22 protein-coding genes and 1 tRNA gene are annotated in these 24,747 nt (G+C 70.3%); 18 read left to right on the forward strand and 5 right to left on the reverse strand.

The window, feature by feature from the left end:
- The 5 genes from KIS93_RS13415 to KIS93_RS13435 all read left to right on the forward strand — a co-directional run bounded on the left by KIS93_RS13415 (position 1) and on the right by KIS93_RS13435 (position 3,639).
- On the forward strand, positions 1 to 363 hold the full coding sequence (locus KIS93_RS13415) for a hypothetical protein (RefSeq protein ID WP_080046190.1): 363 nt from the start codon (positions 1 to 3) through the stop codon (positions 361 to 363).
- Positions 360 to 737, forward strand: a complete 378-nt coding sequence (locus tag KIS93_RS13420; protein WP_222107466.1) for a hypothetical protein — start codon at positions 360 to 362, stop codon at positions 735 to 737. The genes KIS93_RS13415 and KIS93_RS13420 overlap by 4 nt, the downstream gene beginning before the upstream one ends.
- 31 nt (positions 738 to 768) lie before the next feature.
- A complete protein-coding gene (locus KIS93_RS13425) occupies positions 769 to 1,431 on the forward strand; it encodes an SRPBCC family protein (protein ID WP_080046191.1) in 663 nt (220 codons plus the stop codon).
- A 157-nt stretch (positions 1,432 to 1,588) separates the two neighbouring features.
- Positions 1,589 to 2,818 carry a CynX/NimT family MFS transporter gene (locus KIS93_RS13430; protein ID WP_230465889.1) on the forward strand — a complete coding sequence of 410 codons (1,230 nt, stop codon included), beginning with the start codon at positions 1,589 to 1,591 and terminating at the stop codon, positions 2,816 to 2,818.
- Positions 2,815 to 3,639, forward strand: coding sequence for an alanyl-tRNA editing protein (locus KIS93_RS13435; RefSeq protein WP_080046192.1), 825 nt, complete (start codon positions 2,815 to 2,817; stop codon positions 3,637 to 3,639). Before KIS93_RS13430 ends, KIS93_RS13435 begins: the two co-directional genes overlap by 4 nt.
- Before the next feature lie 3 nt (positions 3,640 to 3,642).
- Here KIS93_RS13435 and KIS93_RS13440 read toward each other — a convergent pair whose 3' ends face one another.
- Positions 3,643 to 4,533 carry an RNA polymerase sigma-70 factor gene (locus KIS93_RS13440; RefSeq protein ID WP_080046193.1) on the reverse strand — a complete coding sequence of 297 codons (891 nt, stop codon included), beginning with the start codon at positions 4,531 to 4,533 and terminating at the stop codon, positions 3,643 to 3,645.
- Between the two features lie 74 nt (positions 4,534 to 4,607).
- Here KIS93_RS13440 and KIS93_RS13445 point away from each other — a divergent pair.
- From KIS93_RS13445 to KIS93_RS13455, 3 genes are all read left to right on the forward strand, one after another.
- A tRNA-Ala gene (locus KIS93_RS13445) sits at positions 4,608 to 4,680 on the forward strand.
- Positions 4,681 to 4,698: 18 nt separating this feature from the next.
- A complete protein-coding gene (locus KIS93_RS13450) occupies positions 4,699 to 5,139 on the forward strand; it encodes a GNAT family N-acetyltransferase (RefSeq protein ID WP_222107467.1) in 441 nt (146 codons plus the stop codon).
- Between the two features lie 54 nt (positions 5,140 to 5,193).
- Positions 5,194 to 6,141 carry a helix-turn-helix transcriptional regulator gene (locus tag KIS93_RS13455; RefSeq protein ID WP_080047617.1) on the forward strand — a complete coding sequence of 316 codons (948 nt, stop codon included), beginning with the start codon at positions 5,194 to 5,196 and terminating at the stop codon, positions 6,139 to 6,141.
- A 3-nt stretch (positions 6,142 to 6,144) separates the two neighbouring features.
- Here the strand turns inward: KIS93_RS13455 and KIS93_RS13460 are convergent, their stop codons facing one another.
- The 3 genes from KIS93_RS13460 to pdxR form a co-directional block, all read right to left on the reverse strand.
- On the reverse strand, positions 6,145 to 7,596 hold the full coding sequence (locus KIS93_RS13460; protein WP_080046195.1) for a pyridoxal-dependent decarboxylase: 1,452 nt from the start codon (positions 7,594 to 7,596) through the stop codon (positions 6,145 to 6,147).
- A gap of 114 nt (positions 7,597 to 7,710) precedes the next feature.
- On the reverse strand, positions 7,711 to 7,908 hold the full coding sequence (locus KIS93_RS13465; RefSeq protein WP_080046196.1) for a DUF4236 domain-containing protein: 198 nt from the start codon (positions 7,906 to 7,908) through the stop codon (positions 7,711 to 7,713).
- A 23-nt stretch (positions 7,909 to 7,931) separates the two neighbouring features.
- Positions 7,932 to 9,368 (reverse strand): MocR-like pyridoxine biosynthesis transcription factor PdxR, encoded by a 1,437-nt coding sequence (gene pdxR, locus KIS93_RS13470; protein ID WP_155129376.1) that lies wholly within the window; start codon positions 9,366 to 9,368, stop codon positions 7,932 to 7,934.
- Between the two features lie 76 nt (positions 9,369 to 9,444).
- Here pdxR and KIS93_RS13475 point away from each other — a divergent pair, with 76 nt between their 5' ends.
- On the forward strand, positions 9,445 to 10,191 hold the full coding sequence (locus KIS93_RS13475; protein WP_080046198.1) for a metallophosphoesterase: 747 nt from the start codon (positions 9,445 to 9,447) through the stop codon (positions 10,189 to 10,191).
- 45 nt (positions 10,192 to 10,236) lie between these two features.
- Here KIS93_RS13475 and KIS93_RS13480 read toward each other — a convergent pair whose 3' ends face one another.
- Positions 10,237 to 13,626, reverse strand: a complete 3,390-nt coding sequence (locus KIS93_RS13480; protein ID WP_155129379.1) for an alpha-L-arabinofuranosidase C-terminal domain-containing protein — start codon at positions 13,624 to 13,626, stop codon at positions 10,237 to 10,239.
- A 229-nt stretch (positions 13,627 to 13,855) separates the two neighbouring features.
- Between KIS93_RS13480 and KIS93_RS13485 the strand changes: the two genes are divergently transcribed.
- From KIS93_RS13485 to KIS93_RS13525, 9 genes are all read left to right on the forward strand, one after another.
- On the forward strand, positions 13,856 to 14,836 hold the full coding sequence (locus KIS93_RS13485; protein ID WP_080047619.1) for a LacI family DNA-binding transcriptional regulator: 981 nt from the start codon (positions 13,856 to 13,858) through the stop codon (positions 14,834 to 14,836).
- Positions 14,837 to 14,912: 76 nt separating this feature from the next.
- Positions 14,913 to 15,905 (forward strand): ABC transporter substrate-binding protein, encoded by a 993-nt coding sequence (locus tag KIS93_RS13490; RefSeq protein ID WP_186404211.1) that lies wholly within the window; start codon positions 14,913 to 14,915, stop codon positions 15,903 to 15,905.
- Between the two features lie 102 nt (positions 15,906 to 16,007).
- Positions 16,008 to 17,519 (forward strand): sugar ABC transporter ATP-binding protein, encoded by a 1,512-nt coding sequence (locus tag KIS93_RS13495; RefSeq protein WP_080046200.1) that lies wholly within the window; start codon positions 16,008 to 16,010, stop codon positions 17,517 to 17,519.
- Positions 17,516 to 18,529, forward strand: coding sequence for an ABC transporter permease (locus KIS93_RS13500; RefSeq protein WP_080046201.1), 1,014 nt, complete (start codon positions 17,516 to 17,518; stop codon positions 18,527 to 18,529). Before KIS93_RS13495 ends, KIS93_RS13500 begins: the two co-directional genes overlap by 4 nt.
- Complete coding sequence (yjfF, locus tag KIS93_RS13505; RefSeq protein ID WP_080046202.1) at positions 18,526 to 19,509, forward strand: galactofuranose ABC transporter, permease protein YjfF; 984 nt, start codon at positions 18,526 to 18,528, stop codon at positions 19,507 to 19,509. Before KIS93_RS13500 ends, yjfF begins: the two co-directional genes overlap by 4 nt.
- 195 nt (positions 19,510 to 19,704) lie before the next feature.
- Entirely contained in the window at positions 19,705 to 20,814 is a 1,110-nt protein-coding gene (gene chvE, locus KIS93_RS13510; protein WP_080047620.1) for a multiple monosaccharide ABC transporter substrate-binding protein, read from the forward strand.
- Between the two features lie 51 nt (positions 20,815 to 20,865).
- The gene (mmsA, locus tag KIS93_RS13515) at positions 20,866 to 22,395 is read left to right on the forward strand and encodes a multiple monosaccharide ABC transporter ATP-binding protein (RefSeq protein ID WP_080046203.1); all 1,530 of its coding nucleotides are present in this window, start codon (positions 20,866 to 20,868) and stop codon (positions 22,393 to 22,395) included.
- Between the two features lie 5 nt (positions 22,396 to 22,400).
- Positions 22,401 to 23,660, forward strand: a complete 1,260-nt coding sequence (mmsB, locus tag KIS93_RS13520) for a multiple monosaccharide ABC transporter permease (RefSeq protein WP_186404212.1) — start codon at positions 22,401 to 22,403, stop codon at positions 23,658 to 23,660.
- Between the two features lie 35 nt (positions 23,661 to 23,695).
- Complete coding sequence (locus KIS93_RS13525; protein WP_230465890.1) at positions 23,696 to 24,709, forward strand: LacI family DNA-binding transcriptional regulator; 1,014 nt, start codon at positions 23,696 to 23,698, stop codon at positions 24,707 to 24,709.
- The last annotated feature ends 38 nt before the right edge of the window (positions 24,710 to 24,747 follow it).

Genomic DNA, 24,747 nt, shown 5'->3' on the forward strand with positions numbered 1-24,747 from the left:
ATGAACACCACCGTCTCCACGATCGTCATCTCCGGCTCGCTGCTGCTGATGCTGATGAGCCTGATCGTCGCGATCCGCGACCGGCCGATGGGCATGGTGCTGCTGGTGGGGTTCGCCCTGCTGGAGGTGGCCGTGCTGGTGCAGGCGGGGTTCGTGATCGCGGGGGTGGCAGGGGGCGCGGGGCCTGACGACAAGGTCACGCTGTTCGGCTACGTCGGCGGCGAGGTGCTGATCCCGCCCGCCGGCGTGTTCCTGGCGCTGGCCGAGCGGAGCAGGTGGGGCCCGGCGATCCTGACCGTGGCCGGGTTCGCGATCGCGGTGATGACGGCCAGGCTCCTGCAGATCTGGCAGGGCGTGGCGTGACCACCTCCATCGGCACCGGGCCCGGCCGGGCCCTGATCGCGGTCTACGGATTGTTCTCGCTGGCCGCGGGGTCGCGGGCGGCCGTGCAGATCGCCACCAGGTTCGGTGAGGCGCCGCTGGCGTACGCGCTGTCGGCGTTCGCGGCGGCGGTCTACATCCTGCTCACGGTCGCGCTCTGGCGCGGCGCGCGCCGCCTCGCGCTGGTGGCGCTCGGCATCGAGCTGGCCGGCGTGCTGGTCGTCGGCACGCTCAGCCTGCTCGACCAGGCCGCCTTCCCCGACGAGACCGTGTGGTCCGTCTACGGCAAGGGTTACCTGTTCATCCCCCTCGTGCTGCCGCTCGTGGGCCTGTTCTGGCTGCGCCGCAGGCGTTAACGTCCGGCCTGCCGGGGCAGTGGCAGACCCCATGAGCACGATCGAACATTCCGAAGACGTCAGGGTCCCCATCCGGGTGGCCTACAACCAATGGACGCAGTTCGAGAGCTTCCCCGAGTTCATGGAAGGCGTGGAGTCGGTCAAGCAGCTCAGTGACACGCGGACGGCCTGGGTCGCGGAGATCGCCGGCGTCAGGCGCGAGTTCGAGGCGGAGATCACCGAGCAGCATCCCGACGAGCGCATCGCCTGGCGCACGCTGGACAGGCCGCACCAGTCCGGCGTGGTGACCTTCCACCGGATCGACGACGACACGACCCGGGTGACGCTCCAGATGGAGTACGACCCCGAGGGCTTCCTCGAGACGGCGGGCGACTGGCTGCAGCTCGTACGCATGCGCGTGACCGGTGACGTCAAGCGCTTCAAGACGTTCGTCGAGTCGCGCGGCGGCGAGACCGGCGGCTGGCGGGGCGACGTGCCGGGGCCGCACCAGCGCGAGCACGAGCACGGCTCCACCTACGGCGACAGCGCCGGGAACGTGCCTCCGGGCACGGTGGGGGGCGACTACCCGCCGGCCGGTGGCGGCGGCGCGACGCCGGGCGGCACGCTGCCGCCTCCCGGGCCGGTGCCTCCGGGCACTCCTGGAACGCCCGGCACGCCAGGGGGTCCGGGGCAACCGCCCCGCCCCGTCCTCTGACCTGCACCGACGAGCCCCGTCCGCCGACTGGCGGGACCCGTCTGCGAGACCCCCGGAGCCCGGCTCCGGGGGTTTTGTCATGCTCTGACCTTGTACCGCCAGGAATAAATACCTATTTCGGTCCTGTTAAGGTGGCATTCGTCCCATGATTTGATGAATGGAGGACCTTCCCTTCATGAGCGTGCTCGCCCAAGAGTCCCGAGGCAGAACCACCCCATTGGCCTGGCTCCTCGTGCTGGGAATCGTCCTCGCCGCACTCAACCTGCGCACCGGCGTCACCAGCGTCGGCCCCCTGCTCGACCAGCTCGCCGCCGGCCTCGGCATGTCGAGCGTCGGCACGGGGCTGCTGACCACCCTGCCCGTGCTGGCCTTCGCCAGCGTCGGCGCGATCACCCCGACGCTGGCCAGGCGGATCGGGGAGCACCGGCTGCTGCTGCTCGCCCTCGTCACGCTGGGCGCCGGCCTGCTGGTCCGGTCGCTGGTCGGCTCCGCCCCCGTGTTCCTGCTGAGCAGCGCGGTCGCGCTGTCCGGCGGCGCCGTCGGCAACGTGCTGATCCCGACGCTGATCAAGCGCCACTTCCCGGCCCGTACCGGGATCATGACCACCGTCTACACCACGGCCCTGGCCGCCGGCACCATGCTGGCCGCCGCCGCGACCGTGCCGATCGAGCGCGCGTCGGGGAACTGGCACATCGCGCTCGGCGTGTGGGCGGCCCTGGCCGCTGTCGCCGCCATTCCGTGGCTTGCGCTGCTGCGCAGTGAGCCGGAGCGGGACACGGGCAGCCGGGACGCGGGCCTGCGCGGCCTGCTGAAGAGCAAGCTGGCCTGGATGATCGCGATCTACTTCGGCACCCAGTCGATGATCGCGTACATCATGTTCGGCTGGCTCGCCACCATCCTCACCGACAGCGGCTACAGCACCTCGGAGGCCGGGCTGATCCTCGGCGTGTTCACCGCGCTGAACATCCCCGTCTCCATCGCGGTGCCGATGATCGCCTCCCGCTTCCGCGACCAGCGGCCCACCGTCGTCGGGCTCGTCGTCTTCTACGTGATCGGGTTCCTCGGGCTGTGGTTCGCGCCCCCCTCGACGGCGATGGTCTGGGTCGTGTTCATCGCGGTCGGGATGGGCTCGTTCCCGCTGGCGCTGATGATGCTGGCGCTGCGCACCCGCACGCCGGAGACCACGGCCGCGCTGTCCGCCTTCGGGCAGAGCGCCGGCTACCTCATCTCGGGCGCGGGCCCGCTGCTGGTCGGCGTGCTGCGCGAGGCCACCGGCGGATGGGCGGTGCCGTACACGCTGATCTTCGTGGTGCTCGTCGCCCAGCTCCTGACCGGCCTGTACGCCGGCCGCGAGCGCTACCTGGAGGACGAGAGAATGGCGGGGTGAACTCCACCCTCGTCACCTTCCCCGGCGGCCGCACCCGCGGCCGCTCCACGATCGTCGAGGCCGTGCCGGTGGGGGAGCGGCACGGCCTCGTCGTCTCCGAGACCCCGTTCCACCCCCTCGACCACACCTGGCCCGACCAGCCCGCCGACCGCGGCACGATCGGCGGCCTGCCGGTCGCCGACTGCGTGACCGGCGCCCGCTCGCCGGAGGGCGAGATCCTGCTCGGGGCCGGCATCCCGGTCCGCCGCGGCGACGAGGGCTGGGGCTGGCTGGTCGTCCACGTGACCGACACCCCGCTGCCGGTGGGGGCCGAGGTGGACCTGGAGGTGGACGCCGCCTACCGCGCGGCGCTGTCCGCCGGTCACACCGCCTGCCACCTGGCCGCGCTCGCGCTCAACGCCGCCCTGGCCGGCCACTGGCGCAAGGAGATCCGGCCCGACTCGCTCGGCCGCCCCGACTTCGACCAGGCCGCCATCACCTCCTCGCGCATCACCCCGCACGGCAGCGTGGACGTCTACCGCCTCGGCAAGTCGCTGCGCAAGAAGGGCTTCACCGCCGACGGCCTCGACCCGGAGAAGGTCGCGCTGGAGGTCAACGACCGGCTGGCCGCCTGGGTGGCCGCCGACGCGCCCGTCCGGGTGGAGGTGCCCGGCCCCGAGCTGACGGCCCGCCGCACGTGGCACTGCTCGCTGCCGGAGGGCGAGGCCGCCATCCCGTGCGGCGGCACGCACGTGAGCCGCACGGGCGACCTGGCCGGCGTCCGGGTGACGCTGACGCTCGACGACGCCACGCTCACCATGCACACGGAGTGCGGCGGCTGAGGCTCAGGCGGGCTGCAGATGGCCGATCTTGTCCGGGTTGGCCATCAGGTAGATGGTCTCGATCTTCCCGTCGCTGATCAGCAGTGACAGGACGCTGACCACCCTGCCGCCCGCCGAGATCACGATGGCGGGCGCGTTGTTCAGCGTGGCCAGCGCGAACGACATGCCCTCGACCTCCGCCATGCCGATCGAGACCATGAACTTCGCGATGTTCGCCGGCGTGCGGATCGACTGGAGGTAACGCCCGACGTTCTCGGCGCCGGTGATGACCCGCAGCGCCGCCCTGGCCTTGCCGCCGCCGTCGCTGACGATCGTCACCTGGTCGGAGAAGAGCTCGATCAGCGCGTCGAGGTCGCCGCCGGTGGAGGCGCCCAGGAACCGCTCGGTGATGCGCCGGCGCTCGCCCTGGTCCACGTCGAAGCGTGGCCGCTTGTCCCGCACGTGCTCCCTGGCCCGCCGCGCGAGCTGCCGGGTGGCCGCCTCGGTGCGCCCGATGGTCTCCGCGATCTCCGCGAACGGCAGGTCGAACGCCTCCCGCAGCACGAACACCGCCCGCTCCAGCGGCGACAACGTCTCCAGCACCACCAGCATCGCCATCTCCACGGAGTCGGCCAGCTCGGCGTGCTCGGCCACGTCCGGCGCGGTGCTGATCGGCTCCGGCAGCCACGGCCCCACGTACGACTCGCGCCGCGACTTCGCCGACCGCAGCCGGTCGATCGCCAGCCGCGTCGTCACCGTGATCAGGTACGCCTTCGGATCCTCCACGGCCGACTCGTCCACCCCGGACCAGCGCAGCCACGCCTCCTGCACCACGTCCTCGGCGTCGGCCACGCTGCCCAGGATCCGGTAGGCGACGGCGACCAGCAGGCTTCGATGATCCTCAAATGTCGGCATAAAACCTAAGACGTACCACGAACCCGCGGCGTGACACGAGCGGTGCGGAACTCCGTTACACTTGTTGATCGCAAGGGGCTATAGCGCAGTTGGTAGCGCGCCTCCATGGCATGGAGGAGGTCTGGGGTTCGAATCCCCATAGCTCCACCCCTTAGAGTCGTCCGCGTGGTGATCATCACAGCGGAGACCTCGTTCGACGAGGCAGAAATCTTCCACCTGTACGACTCCGTCGGCTGGACCGTCTGGACCCGCGACATCGCCAAGGTGTGCCGGGCGCTGGCGAACTCGCACCTCGTGCTCGCGGCCAGGACCGACGACGGGCGGCTGGTCGGCCTGGCGCGCACGGTGTCCGACGACGAGGTCGTCTGCTACGTTCAGGAGCTGCTGGTCGACAAGGAGTTCCAGGGGCAGGGCATCGGGCGGCGGCTGCTGGAGCAGCTCATGGAGCGCTACGCGCACTGTCGCTACTTCTTGCTGACGACCGATCACGAGTCCACCCCCGACGGGCCAGCCAACCACGCCTTCTACCGCCGGATGGGGCTGGTCGAGCACCACGAGCAGGGGTTGTCGGCGTTCGGGCGGCGCGTGGAGGGCGAGAACGACTGAGTCCATGCCGTAAGTGCTCATCGGATGAGCACTTCCGCGCGGAGAATGGCGGTCATGCGAGCCGATCGACTGGTGGCCGCGCTGCTGCTCATGCAGGCGCGCGGCCGGGTGACCGCCGCCGAGCTGGCCGAGAGGCTGGAGGTGTCGGTGGCCACCGCGCGGCGCGACCTCGAAGCGCTGTCCGCCGCGGGCATCCCCGTCTACCCGCAGCCGGGCCGGGGCGGCGGCTGGTCGCTGCTGGGCGGCGCCCGTACCGACCTGACGGGGCTCACCGCGCACGAGGCCCAGGCGCTCTTCCTGCTCGCCGGCCCGTCCGCGCCGGACGCGCCCGAGCTCAGGTCCGCGCTGCGCAAGCTGCTGCGGGCGCTGCCCCAGACGTTCAGGGACGAGGCCGAGGCCGCCGCCGGCGCGGTGGTCGTCGACCCCGCCCGCTGGGGCGAGCCGGACAAGGAGCGGCCCGAGCTGGTGCGCGTCCTGCAGCGCGCCACCGTGCGCCGCCGCCGGGTCAGGCTCGTGTACGAGGGCCGCCGCGACCGCGAACGCACCGAACGCCTGGTCGACCCCTGGGGGCTCGTGGACAAGGACGACATCTGGTACCTGCTGGCGGGCACCGAGCGCGGGCAGCGCACGTTCCGCGTGGACCGGATCGCCGCGGCCGAGGTGACCGAGGAGGAGTTCGAGCGGCCGGACGGGTTCGAGCTGTCGCGGGCCTGGGCGGGCGTCGTCGAGGAGATGGAACGGCGCCGCTCCACCGTCTCCGCGACCGTGCTCATCCCCGCCCGGCTGCTGCCCATCCTGCGCGACCACTTCGGCCGCCACTGCGAGAGCCTGGGGGAGGCGGCGGACGGGCGGGTGCGGGCGCGCGTGGCCGCGCCGATGGCGCTGACGATCGCCGAGCAGCTCGCCGGGTGGGGCGCGCGCGTGGAGGTCGAGGAGCCCGACGAGGTACGCGCGGAGCTGGCCAGGATCGGCGCCGAGCTGGTCGAACGCTACGGGCACTAGCCGTCAGGGGAGGGTGGCGGCCAGGGCCTCGCGTTCCCAGCGGATCTGCGCCCACGCCTGCTCCACGTGCCGCCGCTCGGTCGCCGCCGCGCCGACGGCCAGCCGCAGCACCACCCGGTCGGCGATCTTCGTGTGCGTCAGGTACATCGACCCGCTCGTGTTCAGCAGCTCCATCAGCCGCAGCGTGGCCCGGTCCGCTGCGGCCGCGTCCAGGCCGGGCCACAACGGGCGGAAGCACACCAGGCCGAGCGGGTGCTGCTCGTGCAGCTCGAAGCCCGGGTCCGCGCCGACCCACCCGGCCAGCTCGGCCGCCAGCGCGACGCCCTTGCGGATGTGCTCCCGCAGCCCTTCGGCGCCGTACCAGCGGATCACCGACCACAGCTTCAGCGCCCTGAACCGGCGGCCCAGCGGCACCTGCCAGTCCCGGTAGTCGACGACCGAGCCGGAGGAGGTGGCGGCGTTCCTCAGGTACTCGGGCAGGATCGACAGCGCGCCCACGAGCGGGGCCCGGTCGGCGGTCCACAACACGCCGCAGTCGAAGTTGGTCAGCAGCCACTTGTGCGGGTTGGTCGCGTACGAGTCCGCGTACTCGGCCACGCCGTCGTTCAGCCACCGCAGCTCGGGGCAGATCGCCGCGACCCCGGCGTAGGCGGCGTCCACGTGCAGCCAGACGCCGTGCTCCCGGCACGCCTGCCCGATGGCGGGCACCGGGTCGACGGCGGTGGTGGAGGTGGTGCCGACGGTGGCGCACACCATCGCGGGGACGGCGCCCGCGGCCACGTCCTCGGCCAGTAGCCGGCGCAGGTGCGACGGGTCCATGGCCAGCGTGCGCGGATCCACGTCCACCACCCGCACGCCGGCCGCGCCCAGCCCGGCGATCCGGGCCGCCTTCTCCAGGGACGAGTGCGTCTGCGACGTCACGTACACCGTGTAGCGCCGGTCGATCCCCTCGGCCGCGACCCGGCCGCCGCTCGCCCGGTGCAGCGCCGCCAGCAGCGCGACCAGGCACGCGCTCGACGCGGAGTCCTGGATGACGCCGCCGCCCGCCGCGTCCGTGCGGAAGCGCTCCGGCAGCCCGATCAGCTCGGCCAGCCAGTCGACCACCACCGTCTCCAGCTCCGTGCACGCGGGGCTGGTCACCCACAGCATCCCCTGTACGCCCAGCCCGCTGGACAGCAGGTCGCCCAGGATGGCCGGGCCGCTGGCGTTGGAGGGGAAGTAGGCGAAGAAGCTCGGATGCTGCCAGTGCGTGATGCCGGGCAGCAGGATGCGCCCCAGATCCGACAGCACGCTCTCGAACGGCTCCCCGCGCTCGGGTGGCGAGGCCGGCAGGGCCTGCCGGATCTCGCCCGGCTTGACCTGGGACAACACGGGGTGGGACTCGATGCCGGCGAGGTAGTCCGCGATCCAGTCGACGACCTGCTTGCCGTGGCGGCGGAACTCCTCAGGTGTCATGTGAGGGCTCATCCGCCCACTTTGTCCGCATGGGCGGGGCCGAGGGAAGGGGACGGGCCGGAGGCTTTCGCCTCCGGCCCGTTCTATCTCAAGCGGTCCGCCGACCGCCGAGGGTCAGTAGGGGTAGCGCTTGCCACCGAACGTCTTGCCGACGTGGAACCCGCCGGGCAGGTGCACCGACACGTGCCGGCGGCCGTCGGGGGTGGTGGAGACGTGGAAGCGCCGATTGCCGAAGCTGTGGCCTACGCCGTGCCGTGACAGGTTGATCCGGAACGGCCCCACTTTGATTGACTTGCGGTAGTGCCAGCCCATGTCCCTCCTTCGCCATCGTGCGCTCACTGGGTAGAACGTGCGGGGCGGGCCCGCGGTTCCCAGCGCGCCAGCGTGCCCGCCAGCGCCTCGAGCGCGCGGGGGTAGGCGCGTTCGGACGGGGCGGCGTACCCGATGAGGAGCCCGTCGCGGCCCTCGCCGTGCCAGAGCGGGGAGGCGGGGCGCAGGGCGATGCCGGCGCGCTCGCACGCGGCCAGCACCTCGGCCTCAGGCGGGCCGCCCGCGGGGAGCAGGAGGAGCGCGCGCAGGCCGGCGGCGACGCCCGGCAGGCAGGCATGGGGCAGGCGGGCGCGCAGCAGCTCCAGGCGGCGGCGGTAGCGCAGGCGGGCGGCGCGGATGTGGCGGTCGTAGGCGTGGGTCTCGATCAGCCGGGCCAGCACGAGCTGGCCGAGCACCTCGGTGTGCGCGTCGGCGTACCGCTTGGCCTCCGTGAGCGGGCCGATCAGCGCGGGCGGCACCGCCATCCAGCCCAGCCGCAGGCCGGGGCCCAGGGACTCCGACGTGGTGCCGCAGTACACGACCCGCTCCGGCGCCGTGCCCTGGAACGCCCCGACCGGCTGGCGGTCGTAGCGGAACTCGCCGTCGTAGTCGTCCTCGACGACCAGCCCGCCCCACTCGCGCAGGGCCAGGCGGCGGGACGGGTGCAGCGGGACGCCCATGGGGTACTGGTGGGCCGGCGTGACGACCGCGGCGGCCACGTCCGGGGTGAGGGCGCCGGTCCGCGCGCCCAGCTCGTCCACCGGCAGCGGGACGACCTCGCGCCCGGCCCTGCGCACCACGTCGCGGTAGAAGTCGTGGCCCGGGTCCTCCATCGCGAACGGGCCCTCGACGACCTGAGCGAGCAGGTTGATCGCCTGGACGAAGCCCGTCGTGACGACGATCAGGTCGGGCGTGGTGAGGACGCCGCGGGTCCTGGCGAGGTAGGCGGCGAGCGCGGTGCGCAGCTCGATCCGGCCGCGCGGGTCGCACGGTCCGAGGACGGCGGCGGGCATGGTGTCGAGCACGTGGCGGGTGGCCCGCATCCAGGCCCGCGCCGGGAACGCCGACAGGTCCGGCTGCCCGGGCCGCAGGTCGTGCACCGGAACGGCCTCCGGCTCGGACGCCGCTGCTCGGGCCGGCGCGGCGGGCGCGGTGGCCGGGAGGTTGGCGGCCGGGAGCTGGGGTGGGAGGGCCGCGATCTCCGTGCCGGAGCCCGGGCGCGTGGTCAGGTAACCCTCGGCGACGAGCTGGTCGTACGCCGCGCTGACCGTCCCCCGTGACAGCCGCAGCTCGGCCGCGAGCGCGCGGCTGGAGGGCAGGCGGGTGCCGTGCGGCAGCCGCCCGTCCCTGACCGCCCGCCGCAGCGCCTCCTCCAGCGCCCGCCGCCGCCCGCCCCGGGCGGGCAGCTCCAGATGCAGGTCCAGGTGCAGATCCACCCCGGAACCGGCCCAATTCTCGCGCACGGAACTGGACCTTACCTCTGGGCCGGTCCCCGGGTTTACGGTGGGTGAGCAGCCGGAGCAGGAAGGACCGAGCCTCATGATCGTGATCGCTCACGTGAGCGACATCCACATCGGCGCCACCCCCGAGAGCGTCGCCCGCGCCACCGCCGTCATGCGGTATCTCGACGCCCTCCCCGGAGACCTCGACGCCGTGCTCGTCACCGGTGACATCGCCGACCACGGCGAGCGGGAGGAGTATGAGGAGGCGGCCAAGGTGCTCGCCGCGCGCCACCCCGTCCTGGTCGGGCCGGGCAACCACGACGTCCGGCGGGAGTTCCGCCGGTCGCTGCTGGGCGAGGAGCCGGCCGACGGGCCGATCAACCAGGTGCTGCGCACCGGGCGCGCGGTCTACGCGATGTGCGACTCCTCGATCCCCGGGCGGAGCGAGGGGGAGCTGACGGAGGAGACGCTCACCTGGCTGGAGGGCGTGCTGGACGGCACGGACCTGCCGGTGTTCGTGGCCTTCCACCACCCGCCGGTGCTCCTGCACGGCCCGGTGGACCAGATCGGGCTGCGCGCGCCCGAGCGGCTGGAGTCGCTGCTCGCGGGCCGGGCCCAGGTGCCCGCCGTGCTGACGGGGCACGCGCACACGGCCGCCGCCGCGACGTTCGCGGGGCGGCCGCTGCTGGTGGGCGGCGGGGTGGTGTCCACGTTGAAGCTGCCGTGGGAGGGCGGCACGAGTCTGGACAACTGCGCCGACTACGCCCTGCCGCCGCTGATCGCCTTCCACGTGTTCGACGACGAGGGGCGGGTGACGACGCACTTCCGCGCCGTCCCGGTGTGAGGCTCACGGGGGCGGGCACCGGGAAGGACGCCCGCCCCCGCGAGGTCAGCGCTCGGTCAGCTCGATGAACGTCACCGAGTACGCGGGGAAGTCGTAGGTGAAGGCCGAGGAGAAGCCGCTCACCTGCCGCCGCACCGGCGCCACCCGGTCCGGGTCGGCGATCGAGTTGGTGTCCGACGGCGCGCCGGTCAGCGTGGTGACCGTGGCCGTCGGCCGGAACCGCGCGGAGCCGAGGTCCACGCTGCCGCGCACGGCCGTGTCCTGCGCGTTGACCACCTTCAGCGTCACCGACCTGCCGTCCCTGGAGACCACCTGGTACAGCGGCTCCACCCGGGAGCTGTCGACGAAGTCGTTGACCTGCTGCCCGTCCAGCCAGGTCGTGATCCGGCGCCCGCTGACGCGCACCTTCAGGTGGTAGTCGCGACCGGTCTCGACCGTGGTCGAGGAGGTGGCGATCGAGGACTTGCCGCCGCCCACGGCCTTCTCGACGGCGGACTGGGTGTTGTTCCAGCCGCCGACGTTCCACCAGTAGAAGTTGCCGGTGTCGCGGACGCCGAACATGAGCAGGAAGCCCTCGGCGCCCGCCGTCTTGCGGGCGGTCGCCTCGATCGTGTAGTTCGACCAGTCGGCGGAACCGGCCGTGGATCGGGCGTCCTCGACCTGCGCGCTCTGCGCGTAGGCGCCGTCCTGCACCGCCCAGGTGCCCGGGCCGGGCGTCCACTTGCCCGCGCCGGCCGAGAAGTCGTCCGACAGGAGCACGGTGCCGTCGGCGGCGGTGACCTTGACGTCGTCGTAGCGGACGGCGGTGTTCCAGGCGCCGAGGCCGATCGCGCCCTTGATGTCCTCGACGGGCCTGCCCTCGCCCTCGAACGTGCTGGGCACGACGCGCTCGCCCACGTTCGTGGAGAACAGGCGCTGGACGTGGTAGCTCGGCGACCCGTACGCCTCGTCGTTGTCGAACCAGATCAGGTCCGGCGTCCAGTCCACGTAGTCCACGTTGGCCAGCAGCGGCGCGTACGAGGCCAGCCGCACCACGTCGGAGTTGCGTTCGAGCCCCGTCATGTACGACGCCTCGGCCAGCGCGTTGAAGAACGTGTTGCCCCTGGAGGCGTACTCGCCGACGAACACCTTCGGCCCCTCGCGGTCGTAGGCGTCGTAGCGGTGGTTGTTGGCGAGGAACCAGTCGGGGTTGTTGTAGTAGTGCTCGTCGACGAGGTCGGCCTTCTGGTCGCGGGCGAACTGCCACATGCGGTCGAACCAGGCGCCCTGCGAGGTCTGCCCCGCGTTACTGATGATCTTGATGTCGGGGTACCTGGCCCTGATCGCGTTCGCGAACTTCGGGTAGTTGGTGAAGAACTCCGGATAGATCTCCTCGTTGCCGAGCCCGATGTACTCCAGCCCGAACGGCTTCGGATGGCCCATCTCGGCCCGCTTCCTGCCCCACGTCGAGGTGACCGGCCCGTTGGCGAACTCGATCAGATCGAGGGTGTCCCGCACCCACCGGGCCAGCTTGGCCTCGTCGGTGAGCGGCCGGTTCTCGCCGCAGCCGTTCACGCCCACCGACAGCACCGGCAGCGCCTCGGCCCCGATGTCCTCGGCGAACTGGAAGTACTCGTAGTAGCCGATGCCGTAGCTCTGGTTGTAGCCCCAGAAGTTGAAGTTCGTGGGCCGCTCCTCGACCGGGCCGATCGTCTCCTTCCACTGGTAGATGCGGCGGCGGTCGCCGGTCTCCGCGTACGGGTCGTAGGTGCCGACGTTGGTGACGCAGCCGCCGGGGAAGCGCAGGAAGCGCGGCTTCAGGTCGGCGATCAGCTGGGCCAGGTCGGCCCGCATGCCGTGCCCCTTGAACGTGCGGCGGGGGAACAGCGAGACCATGTCCAGGTCGGTCCGGCCGGCGGGCGCCTGGACGACGAGCCGGCCCGCGTCGGTGGTGCCCGAGGCGGTGAACGACGCCCGGTACTTGGCCCAGCCGCCCGCCTTGACCCGCACGGTCATCGTCCCGAGCACGGTGGAGCCGTCCTCGACGGTGATCGTGAGGGGGCCCGCCTCGGCGCGCCTGGCCCAGACGGAGAAGTCGTAGCGCTCGCCCTTGACGAGCGGCAGGCCGCGGTTGAAGCCGGCGTTGCGCACCCCGGCCGTGCCCTGGCCCGTCACGTCGAGCCGCAGGTAGTTGCGGTTGTTCGGGTTGAGCGGGTCCTCGCCGGTGACGGCGGGGGTGACGGTGGCGCCGCGCTCGGCCTTGCTCCACGCGGTCAGCCCCGTGTACGAGGGCTCGTCCACGGAGTCGAACTCGAACGAGCGGTTCTGGACCAGCTCGGCGTAGAGGCCGCCGTCGGCGGCGTGGTTGATGTCCTCGTAGAAGACGCCGTACAGGTCGGGGCTGACCTTGGTGCCCTTGGCCCCGGTGTCCACGCTGAGCTTGCCCGAGGTGTAGCCCTCGATCCGGAACTTGGCGGGGTCCGCCCCCATGACGAGTTTCCCGCCGGCGATCGCGAGGCCCTGCCCGCCCGAGGTCACGGTGACCTTGCCGCCGCCGGCGTCCTTGATCTGGAAGACCGAGCCGTTCCCGCCGAGCCGCACCGGCGTGGTCGCCTCCAGGTACCTGCCGGACTCCTTGAGCCTGACGCCGTCGCCGCCGGGCTCGGCGGTGAGCATCAGCGCCGTCATGGGCGCCTTGGCCGAGGCCCGCACGACGCCCGAGCGGTCGGCCGACAGGTACGGCAGCGCCGCCGCCCGCAGCGTGAACGGACCCTCCGGCACCACGGCCGCCCCCTCGGCCGCCCTGATCGCGAAGTAGTCGAAGTCGGCCCGCATGGAGGTGCCGTTCTGCGCCGAGAGCCCGAACAGCCCGACCTGCCCCACCTTGATCGCGGCGCTCAGTTTGGACGCCTGCACCCAGGCCGTGCCGTCCCAGTAGGAGGAGGTGAACTCGTCGCCCGTCCTGGCCAGCTTGAGCACCTCGGCCGTGGAGCCGGGCCGGGCGGCGAAGGCGGAGGTGAAGGCGGCGCCGACCTCGGTGGCGGTCTCGATCACCGGCCCGCCGGCGAACCCGACGTGGGCCAGCCCGGCGCGGACGTAGTTGTCCCAGTCCTGCCAGGCGAGCAGGCCCGCGCTCTGGTAGTCGAGCGCGACGGGCGCGCTGAGCTTGGCGACCACCTCGAAGTCGCCGTCGGGGACGTCCACGAGGAAGAGGTTCCTGGCGGTGTTGGTGGCCTGGTGGGTGTCGCCGGTCAGCGTGTCGAGGTGCAGGGCGCCGCCGGACAGGCTCCAGCGGGAGTCGTCGGGCGAGAGCACGCTCCAGTCCGCGCCGAGCGTGGTGCCGTCGAACTGGTCCACGACGGCCCCTTCGGGGATGGGGTCCGCCGCGGCGGCGGAGGCAGGGGGAGCGGTGAGCAGACCGGCTAAGAGCAGGGCGGACAAGGCGATGCGCAGCATGAGTGGGGGGCTCCTCGGATGTTGTTAGCGTTAACAATCAAGTGAGCGTTAACAACCGCGATCGGCGACAACGTAAGGAGCGCTCAGGGGTGGCGTCAAGGGGTCGCTGTGTAACCCGACCGTAATGCGGCGAGCTCTTGACGACACACGTTGTTAGCGTTCACAGTCGGGGCCAAGCCAGGAAAGGAGCACGGCCGTGGGATCCACCCTGGGGCGCCGCCTGCCGGTCATGGCCGACGTGGCCAAAGAGGCCGGCGTGTCGCATCAGACGGTCTCCCGCGTGCTCAACGACCATCCGAACGTGCGCAGCGAGACCCGGACGCGGGTGCTCGAAGCGATCGACAAGCTCGGCTACCGCCGCAACCTCGTCGCCCGCGCCCTGGTCACCAAGCACTCCAGAACGCTCGGGGTGGTCAGCTTCGACACCACGCTGTACGGCCCGGCCAGCACGGTCTACGGCATCGAGCAGGCGGCCAGGGCGGCCGGCTACTTCGTCAGCATCGTCAGCCTCAAGTCGATCGACCGGGCCGGCGTGCGCGACGCCCTCGACTACCTGGCGGACCAGGGCGTGGACGGCATCGTGGTGGTCGCGCCGCAGCGCTCGGCCGCCGAGGCCCTGGCCGACCTGCCGCTCGGGGTGCCCACCGTAGCCGTCGAGGGCGGCGAGGCGGGGGAGGTGTCCGTGGTCTGCGTGGACCAGGTCGCGGGCGGCCGGCTCGCCACCGAGCACCTGCTGTCGCTGGGCCACGAGACGGTCTGGCACGTCCGGGGGCCCTCCGACTGGCTGGAGGCCGAAGGGCGCGTGGCGGGGTGGCGGGCCGCGCTGGAGGAGGCGGGCCGCGAGGCCCCGCGACCGCTGGCCGGGGACTGGAGCCCGCGCTCGGGATACGAGGCGGGCCGCAGCCTGGCGAGCATGAGGAACGTGACCGCGGTGTTCGTCGCCAACGACCAGATGGCGCTGGGCGTGCTGCGGGCGTTCACGGAGCAGGGGGTGAGGGTGCCCGAGCAGGTGAGTGTGGTCGGCTTTGACGACATTCCCGAGTCGGAGTTCTTCTCGCCGCCGCTCACGACCATCAGGCAGGACTTCGACGCGGTGGGCAGACACAGCATCGAGGTGCTCGTACGGCAGCTCGAAGGCGGGCCCCAGGAGCGGGAGCGGCTGGTGGTGCCGCCCACGTTCGTGGCCCGGGTCAGCACGACCAGGGTGTGAGGCCGTACGGGGAAAGGCAGGACGCGCCGGCGCCCGGTTGGGTTGTTAGCGCTCACATGAGAAGGGAACCCCCCACGTGTTCAAGAGGATCTCGGCCATATTGCTCGCGGGTCTCACCGCGATGTCGGTGGCTTCGTGCGGCAGCGGCGGCGGTGGCGGTACCACCAGCGCGGGTACGGGCGGCGGCGGTGACGCGATCACCATGGGCTTCTCGCAGGTCGGTGCGGAGAGCGGGTGGCGCACCGCGAACACCAAGTCGGTGCAGGACTCGGCGAAGAACGCGGGCATCACGCTGAAGTTCTCCGACGCGCAGCAGAAGCAGGAGAACCAGATCAAGGCGATCCGGTCGTTCATCCAGCAGAAGGTGGATGTGATCGCCTTCTCGCCGGTGGTGGAGTCGGGCTGGGACACGGTGCTGATGGAGGCCAAGAACGCGAAGATCCCGGTGATCCTGACCGACCGGGCGGTGGATTCCAAGGACACCTCGCTGTACAAGACGTTCCTGGGCTCGGACTTCGTGGAGGAGGGCAAGAAGGCCGGGCAGTGGCTGGTGCAGGAGTACAAGGACTCCAAGGATCCGGTGAACATCGTGGAGTTGCAGGGCACCACGGGGTCGGCGCCGGCCAATGACCGCAAGGCCGGGTTCGCGGAGGTGATCGGGGCGGATCCGAAGTTCAAGATCGTGGCGTCGCAGACCGGTGACTTCACCCGGGCCAAGGGCAAGGAGGTGATGGAGGCGTTCTTGAAGTCGACGCCGGACATCGACGTGCTGTACGCGCACAACGATGACATGGGTCTGGGTGCGATCGAGGCGATCGAGGGCGCGGGCAAGGTGCCGGGCAAGGACATCAAGATCATCACGGTGGACGCGGTGAAGGACGGCATGCAGGCGCTGGCCGACGGGAAGATCAACTTCATCGTGGAGTGCTCGCCGCTGCTCGGCCCGCAGCTGATGGACCTGGCCAAGAAGGTCGTCAAGGGCGAGCAGGTGCCGGCCCGGGTGGTGACCGAGGAGACCACGTTCACGCAGGAGCAGGCCAAGCAGGTCCTGTCCTCCCGCCAGTACTGACCCGCCGCCGGCCCGCCGCTGGACGGCGAGCCGGCACGGGCGTAGGGACGAAGTGAGGCGGCCCGGGACATCGCCGGGCCGCCGTCTCGGGAAGGAAGGCGGATGGCCGTACCCGCGCCGGTCCTGACGATGACCGGGATCGGCAAACAGTTTCCGGGGGTGAGAGCCCTGGACGAAGTGGACCTGCGGCTGCTGCCCGGCGAGGTGCACGCGCTCATGGGGGAGAACGGCGCGGGCAAGTCCACATTGATCAAGGTGCTCACCGGCGTCTACCCCGCCGACACGGGCACCATCGAGCTGAACCAGGCGCCGGTCGCCTTCGGCAGCCCCCTGGAGGCGCAGCAGGCCGGCATCAGCACGGTCTACCAGGAGGTCAACCTCTGCACGAACCTGTCGGTGGCCGAGAACATCCTGCTCGGCCGCGAGCCGCGCAAGAGGGGCCGCATCGACTGGAAGCGCATGCGGGCCAGGGCCGGCGAGCTGCTGTCGCGGCTGGAGCTGAGCCTCGACGTCTCCGCGCCGCTGTCGTCGTACTCGCTGGCCATCCAGCAGATGGTGGCCATCGCGCGGGCGATCGACATCGACGCCCGGGTGCTGATCCTCGACGAGCCGACCTCCAGCCTGGACGCCGACGAGGTGCGGCAGCTCTTCCGGGTGATGCGGCGGCTGAAGGAGGAGGGCATCGCGATCCTGTTCGTCTCGCACTTCCTCGACCAGATCTACGAGATCTCCGACCGGATGACGATCCTGCGCAACGGGCGGCTCGTCGGGGAGTACCTGACGCGGGAGCTGCCGCAGGTCGAGCTGGTCGCCAAGATGATCGGCCAGGAGCTGGCCGTGCTGGAGCGGCTGCACGGCACCGCCAAGGTGTTCGACCGGCCGCTGGTCGAGGCGCGGGAGCTGGGCCGTACAGGCGCGATCGAGCCGTTCAGCCTGACCATCCACGAGGGTGAGGTCGTCGGGCTGGCGGGGCTGCTCGGCTCCGGCCGTACGGAGATCGCCCGGCTGCTGTTCGGCGCCGACCACGCCAGCACGGGTGAGATCGCGATCGGCGGCACGCCGCAGTCGTTGCGCACGCCGCGCGTGGCGATGAGTCACAAGATCGCGTTCTGCTCGGAGAACCGCAAGGCCGACGGCCTCATCCCCGACCTCACGGTGCGGGAGAACATCATCCTGGCCCTCCAGGCCACCAGGGGCTGGACCAGGCCCGTGCCGCGCGAGCAGCAGGACGACCTGGTGGAGCGGTACATCAAGGCGCTGAAGATCAGCCCGCCGAACCCGGAGCACCTGGTGCGTGACCTCAGCGGCGGCAACCAGCAGAAGGTGCTGCTGGCTCGCTGGCTGATCCTGGAGCCCCGGCTGCTGATCCTCGACGAGCCCACCCGCGGCATCGACGTCGGCGCCAAGACCGAGATCCAGCGCCTGGTCGCCGAGCTGTCCGACGGCGGCATGGCGGTGCTGTTCATCTCGGCCGAGCTGGAGGAGGTGCTGCGGCTCAGCCACAAGGTGGAGGTGCTGCGTGACCGGCGGCTGGTGGCCGACCTGCCCAACGACGAGCGGCTGACCACCGACGTCCTGATGGAGACCATCGCGAGCGGAGGGCGAGCGTCATGAAGCGCCTCCTGTGGCCGGCCGTGGTGCTGGCCCTGCTGCTGGTGCTGAACGTGTTCTTCACGCCCAGCTTCTTCTCGATCGAGGTCAAGGACGGCCACCTGTACGGCAGCCTGATCGACATCCTGCGCTTCGGCGCCCCGCTGATCCTGGTGTCGCTGGGCATGACGCTGGTCATCGCGACCGGCGGCATCGACCTGTCGGTGGGCTCGGTGGTGGCGATCTCGGGCGCGCTGGCCTGCCTGCAGATCAGCGAGGACGCGAGCGTGTTCACCGCCGTGGCGCTGGCGCTCGGGCTGTGCCTGGTGCTGGGGGCCTGGAACGGGTTCCTGGTCGCCGGCATCGGCATCCAGCCGATCATCGCCACGCTCATCCTCATGGTGGCCGGGCGGGGTCTGGCCCAGCTGATCACCGACGGGCAGATCATCACCGTCAACAGCCCGGCGTACAAGGTGATCGGCGGCGGCTACTGGCTGACCGTGCCGTTCGGCATCCTCATCGTGATCGGGGTGCTGGCGATCAGCGCGTTCCTGACCCGGCGGCTGGCGCTGGGCATGCTGATCGAGTCGGTCGGCAGCAACGCCGAGGCCAGCAGGCTCGCGGGGATCAGGGCGCGCGGGATCATCATCATGGTCTACGCGTTCGCCGCCCTGTGCGCGGGCGTGGCCGGGCTCATGATCAGCTCGAACGTCTCCAGCGCCGACGGCAACAACGCCGGCCTGTGGATCGAGCTGGACGCGATCCTGGCCGTGGTGATCGGCGGCACGTCGCTGGCCGGCGGCCGGTTCTCGCTGAGCGGCACCGTGCTGGGCGCGCTCATCATCCAGACGCTGACCACGACGATCTACTCCATCGGGGTGCCGCCGGAGACGACGCTGCTGTTCAAGGCGCTCGTCGTGACCGCGGTGTGCCTCATCCAGTCGCCGTCCTTCCGGGCCAAGGTGTTCCGCGGGCGCGGCCGGGCGAAGCCGTCGAGCGCCGCCCCCGAGCAGAAGGTGAAGGTGACCGCGTGACGACGCTCACGGTCGGCCGGGCCTCGGTGCCGGCCAAGTACCTGCCCGTCCTCGTGACCGGGTGCCTGTTCGTGGCCATGTTCGTGGCCGGGGGGATCCGCTACGAGGGGTTCGCCAGCGGGCAGGTCATCCTGAACGTCTTCATCGACAACGCCTTCCTGCTGGTGGTGGCGGTCGGGATGACGTTCGTGATCCTCACCGGCGGCATCGACCTGTCGGTGGGGTCGGTGGTGGCGCTGTCGACCATGATCGCTGCGAGCCTCATGGAAGGGCCGGGGTGGCCGCCGTACCTGGTGGTGCCGCTGGTGCTGGCCATCGGGTCGGGGCTCGGGCTGGTGATGGGGTACATCGTGCACGCCTTCGACATCCAGCCGTTCATCGTGACGCTGGCGGGCATGTTCCTGGCCCGGGGGCTGTGTTACACGATCGGCACCGACTCGATCCCGATCCAGGACCCGACGTTCACGGCGTTCGCGCAGACCCGGATCGACCTGTTCGGCGATCTGTGGATCTCACCGAGCGTGGTCATCGCGGTGGTGGTCGTGCTGGTGGCGGTGTACGTGCTGCACTACACCCGCTTCGGCCGCTCGGTCTACGCGACGGGCGGCAGCGAGCAGTCGGCGTTGCTCATGGGGCTGCCCGTGGGCCGCACGAAGATCACCGTCTACACGGTGAGCGGGTTCTGCTCGGCGCTGGGCGGGGTGCTGCTGTCGTTCTACATGCTCTCCGGTTACGGTCTGCACGCGGTGGGCATGGAGCTCGACGCGATCGCCGCGGTGGTCATCGGCGGCACTCTGCTGACCGGTGGCAGCGGGTTCCTGCTGGGAACCGTGCTCGGGGTGCTCGTACTCGGGCTGATTCAGACGATCATCAGTTTCGAAGGGACGCTGTCATCTTGGTGGACCAAGATCTTCATCGGAATGTTGCTCTTCGTCTTCATCCTGCTGCAACGCCTGTTCTCGGCCCGCTCACGCCGCTGACCTGCGTAAAAGTTACCTGAGTGTTTCTGTGAGGTTATGTCCGAGCGTTGACATAAGCTTTGTTAGCGATAACAATCAGCGGAAACGGGTGCGAACTTTGTTCTGATTCGTCACGTTCTGTGATCGAATCCCTCACTTATCACCGGCAGCCGCCGCGTCCTGCGTCTGCCGCGACCCCCATGGAAAGGGATGCTCATGAGGTTGGGACGAATCGGGGGCGTGGTGTCCGCCATCGCGCTCGCCGCGACCATGACGGCATGCGGTTCGAGCACGAAGACCGTCGACACGGAGGCCTCCGCCTCCGCCGCCGCCGGCAACGCGGGCGCCCTCATCGGCGTCACCATGCCCACCAAGTCCTCCGAGCGCTGGATCCACGACGGTGACAACGTCAAGCAGCAGCTCGAGAAGCTCGGCTACAAGGTCGACCTCCAGTACGCCGAGAACGACATCCCGACGCAGGCCAACCAGATCGAGAACCAGATCACCAAGGGAGCCAAGCTCCTGATCATCGCCTCGATCGACGGAACCGCGATCACCTCGCAGCTCCAGCAGGCCGCCGACGCGAAGATCCCGGTCATCGCCTACGACCGGCTCATCCGCAACAGCCCCAACGTCGACTACTACGCCACCTTCGACAACTTCAAGGTCGGCGTCCAGCAGGCGACCTCGCTGCTGAAGGGCCTGGGCGTCGAGGACGGCAAGAAGGGTCCGTTCAACGTCGAGCTGTTCGGCGGCTCCCCCGACGACAACAACGCCACGTTCTTCTGGAACGGCGCCATGTCGGTGCTCAAGCCGAAGATCGACGACGGCACCCTCGTGATCAAGTCGGGCCAGACCGACTTCAAGCAGGCCGCCATCCTCCGGTGGGACCCCGCCACCGCGCAGAAGCGCATGGAGGACATCATCACCAAGACCTACACCGGTAGCACCAAGGTCGACGGTGTGCTGTCGCCCTACGACGGCCTGTCGATCGGCATCCTGTCGGCGCTGAAGAGCTCCGGCTACAGCAAGCCGTACCCGATCGTCACCGGCCAGGACGCCGAGCTCCAGTCGGTCAAGTCGATCGTGGCCGACGAGCAGTACTCCACCATCTTCAAGGACACCCGCAAGCTCGCCGAGCAGACGGTCAAGATGGCCGACTCCGTGCTCAAGGGCCAGCAGCCCGAGGTGAACAACACCAAGGACTACGACAACGGCAACAAGGTCGTGCCCTCGTACCTGCTCGACCCGGTGATCGTCGACAAGTCCAACTACAAGGAAGTCATCATCGGCGGCAACTACTACACCGAGGACCAGCTCAAGTAGGGGTTCAGCCCCGGGGACGCCGTCCCCGGGGCTTTTCCTGAGCGAGGGGATATGACCGAGCACATCTTGCGGATGAGCGGGATCACCAAGACGTTCCCCGGCGTGAAGGCGCTGCAGGACGTCAACCTGTCGGTACGGCGGGGCGAGATCCACGCGATCTGCGGCGAGAACGGCGCCGGCAAGTCGACGCTGATGAAGGTGCTGTCCGGGGTCTACCCGCACGGCGACTACGAGGGCGAGATCTACTTCGAGGGCAAGCGCTGCGAGTTCGGCGGCATCCGCGACAGCGAGCACGCCGGCATCGTCATCATCCACCAGGAGCTGGCGCTGAGCCCTCAGCTGTCGATCGCGGAGAACATCTTCCTCGGCAACGAGCGCGCCAAACGCGGGATCATCGACTGGAACCGCACCAACTACGAGGCCGGCGAGCTGATGAAGCGGGTCGGCCTGCGCGAGAACCCGACGACGCCCATCTCCGACATCGGCGTGGGCAAGCAGCAGCTCGTCGAGATCGCCAAGGCCCTGTCGAAAGAGGTGAAGCTGCTCATCCTCGACGAGCCGACCGCGGCGCTCAACGACGACGACTCCGCGCACCTGCTCGACCTGCTGCGCGGGCTGCGCGACGAGGGCATCACCTGCGTGATCATCTCGCACAAGCTGAACGAGGTGACCGCGATCGCCGACTCCGTCACGATCATCCGTGACGGCCGCACGATCGAGACGCTGGACATGGTGACCGACCACGTCACCGAGGACCGCATCATCGCCGGCATGGTCGGGCGCGCCCTCGACAACCGCTACCCGCCGCACGAGTCGAAGATCGGCGAGGAGGCGCTGCGGATCGAGGACTGGACGGTCTACAGCCCCAGCCAGCCCGACCGGAAGGTCGTGGACGGGGCCGCGCTCACGCTGCGGCGCGGGGAGATCGTCGGGCTCGCGGGGCTGATGGGCGCCGGGCGTACCGAGCTGGCGATGAGCCTGTTCGGGCGCACGTACGGCGTGCACATCTCCGGCAAGGTCTTCAAGGACGGCAAGCCGATCGAGATCCGCAACGTCCAGGACGCGATCAACCACGGCATCGCCTACGCCTCCGAGGACCGCAAGCGGTACGGCCTCAACCTCATCCAGGACATCAAGACCAACATCAGCGCCGCCGGCCTCAAGGGCCTGGCCAGGCGCGGCTGGGTGAACGACAACGAGGAGTACCGGGTCGCCGAGCAGTTCCACAAGAGCATGAACATCAAGGCCCCGAGCGTCAACAGCGTCGTGGGCCAGCTCAGTGGCGGCAACCAGCAGAAGGTCGTGCTGTCCAAGTGGATCATGACCGAGCCGGAGGTGCTCATCCTCGACGAGCCGACCCGCGGCATCGACGTCGGCGCCAAGTACGAGATTTACACGATCATCAACCGCCTGGCCGACGAGGGCAAGGCGATCCTGGTGATCTCCAGTGAGTTGCCTGAGCTGCTCGGCCTGTGCGACCGCATCTACACACTCTCGGAAGGTCGCATCACCGGCGAGGTTTCCCGCCAGGAGGCCACCCAGGAAAGCCTCATGCGCCTCATGACCAAGGGACAGGAGTAGCTCTGATGAGCAGCATCAGCCCCGCCGACGTGAAGGTCGGCGCCACGGGCGACGGCGGAGCGCCACGGCAGCCGGGCAAGGTGTCACTCGGCGGCATGTCGCTCAACCTGCGTTCCAGCGGCATCTACATCGCCTTCGCGGCGATCATCGTGCTGTTCTCGGTCCTGACCGACGGCGCGCTGCTCACGCCGCAGAACATCTCGAACATCATCGTCCAGAACTCCTACGTCCTGATCCTCGCGATCGGGATGATCCTGATCATCATCGCCGGGCACATCGACCTGTCGGTCGGCTCGGTGGTGGCGGTCACGGGAGCGCTGGCGGCGGTGCTCATGGTGAACATGGGCTGGCCGTGGCCCCTGGCCCTGCTGGCCACGCTGGTGGCCGGCGCGCTCATCGGGGCCTGGCAGGGCTACTGGATCGCCTACTTCGGCATCCCGGCCTTCATCGTGACCCTGGCCGGCATGCTGCTGTTCCGGGCGCTGACGATGACCGTCCTGGGCAACCAGGGCATCGGCCCGTTCCCCGACCAGGTCCGCACGCTGGCCAACGGCTTCACCGACGGCTACCTCGGCAACATCGGCCTCGGCCCGCTCGGCGGCGCCGACCTGTTCAGCCTGCTGATCGGCATCGTGGCGATCGCCGGGATGGTCACCGCCCAGCTGCGCACCAGGAACGCCCGCAAGGGCTACGGCCAGTCGGTCGAGCCGATGGCGCTGTTCTGGCTGAAGATGGCCGCGGGCGCGGCGATCATCCTGTTCCTGGTGGTCCAGCTCGCCCGGTTCAAGAACCTGCCGTGGGTGCTGGTCCTGCTGGCGATCCTCGTGCTCGGCTACTCGATGATGGCCAACCGCACGGTCTTCGGCCGGCAGATCTACGCGATCGGCGGCAACCTCCAGGCGGCCATCATGTCCGGCGTGAAGGTCAAGTCGGTCGTCTTCTGGATCTTCGTGAACATGGGCGTGCTGTCGGCCGTCGCCGGCATCATCTTCGCCGGCCGGCTCAACCAGGCGGGCCCCACCGCCGGTGACAGCTTCGAGCTCGACGCCATCGCGGCGGCCTTCATCGGCGGCGCGGCGGTGCAGGGCGGCGTCGGCAAGGTCGTGGGCGCCATCACCGGCGGCCTCATCATGGCCGTGATCAACAACGGCATGTCCCTGATCGGCTCGCCCAGCGAGCGGGTCATGCTGGTCAAGGGCATCGTGCTCCTGGCGGCCGTGGCGTTCGACGTCTGGACCAAGCGCAGGGCAGGGGCCTCCCGCTAAGTAAGATCCCTACAGCCCAGCGAAAGGAGAGACCGTTGACGACCCCCAAGCGCCGCCTGCCGGTCATGGCCGACGTGGCCAAGGAGGCGGGCGTGTCGCATCAGACGGTCTCCCGGGTGCTCAACGACCATCCCAACGTGCGGGCCGACACCCGCGCCCGGGTGGAGGCGGCGATCACCCGGCTGGGCTACCGGCGCAACCTCGTGGCCCGCGCCCTGGTCACCAAGCGGTCCAGGACCCTCGGCGTGGTCAGCTTCGACACCACGCTGTACGGTCCCGCCAGCACGATCTACGGCATCGAGCAGGCGGCCAGGACCGCGGGCTACTTCGTCAGCATCGTCAGCCTCAAGTCGATCGACGCCGACAACGTGCGCGACGCCATCGACTACCTGGCCGAGCAGGGCGTGGACGGCGTCGTGGTGGTCGCCCCGCAGCGCTCGGCCGCCCGCGCCCTGGAGAGCCTGCCCGCGGGCCTGCCCGCGGTGGCGGTCGAGGGCACGCACCGGGCCGACGTGTCGGTGGTGTGCATCGACCAGATGGAGGGCGCCAAGCTGGCCACGCGGCACCTGCTCGACCAGGGCCACGACACGGTCTGGCACGTCAGCGGCCCGCACGACTGGATGGAGACCGAGGGCCGGCTCGAAGGCTGGCGGGCCGCGCTGGAGGAGGCGGGCCGGCCGGTGCCGGAGCCGCTGGCCGGCGACTGGAGCCCGCGCGCCGGCTACGAGGCGGGCAAGAGCCTGGCCGCGATGGACGGCGTCACGGCCGTGTTCGCCGCCAACGACCAGATGGCGCTGGGGGTGCTGCGTGCCCTGTCGGAGAAGGGGGTGCGGGTGCCGCAGCAGATCAGCGTGGTCGGCTTCGACGACATCCCCGAGTCGGAGTTCTTCTCGCCGCCGCTCACCACCGTCCGCCAGGACTTCGACGTGGTGGGGCGGCACTGCATCGAGGTGCTGCTGCGGCAGATCGACCTCGGGCACGCCGCGTACGAGCGCCTGGTCGTGCGCCCCAGCTTCGTCGTCAGGTCGAGTACGGCGCCCATCCGGTAGATGATGTGCATGCCCCCGAAGAACCCCTGGAGTTCAAT

It is taken from the genome of [Actinomadura] parvosata subsp. kistnae (genome assembly GCF_900323885.1).
Lineage (GTDB): Bacteria > Actinomycetota > Actinomycetes > Streptosporangiales > Streptosporangiaceae > Nonomuraea > Nonomuraea composti.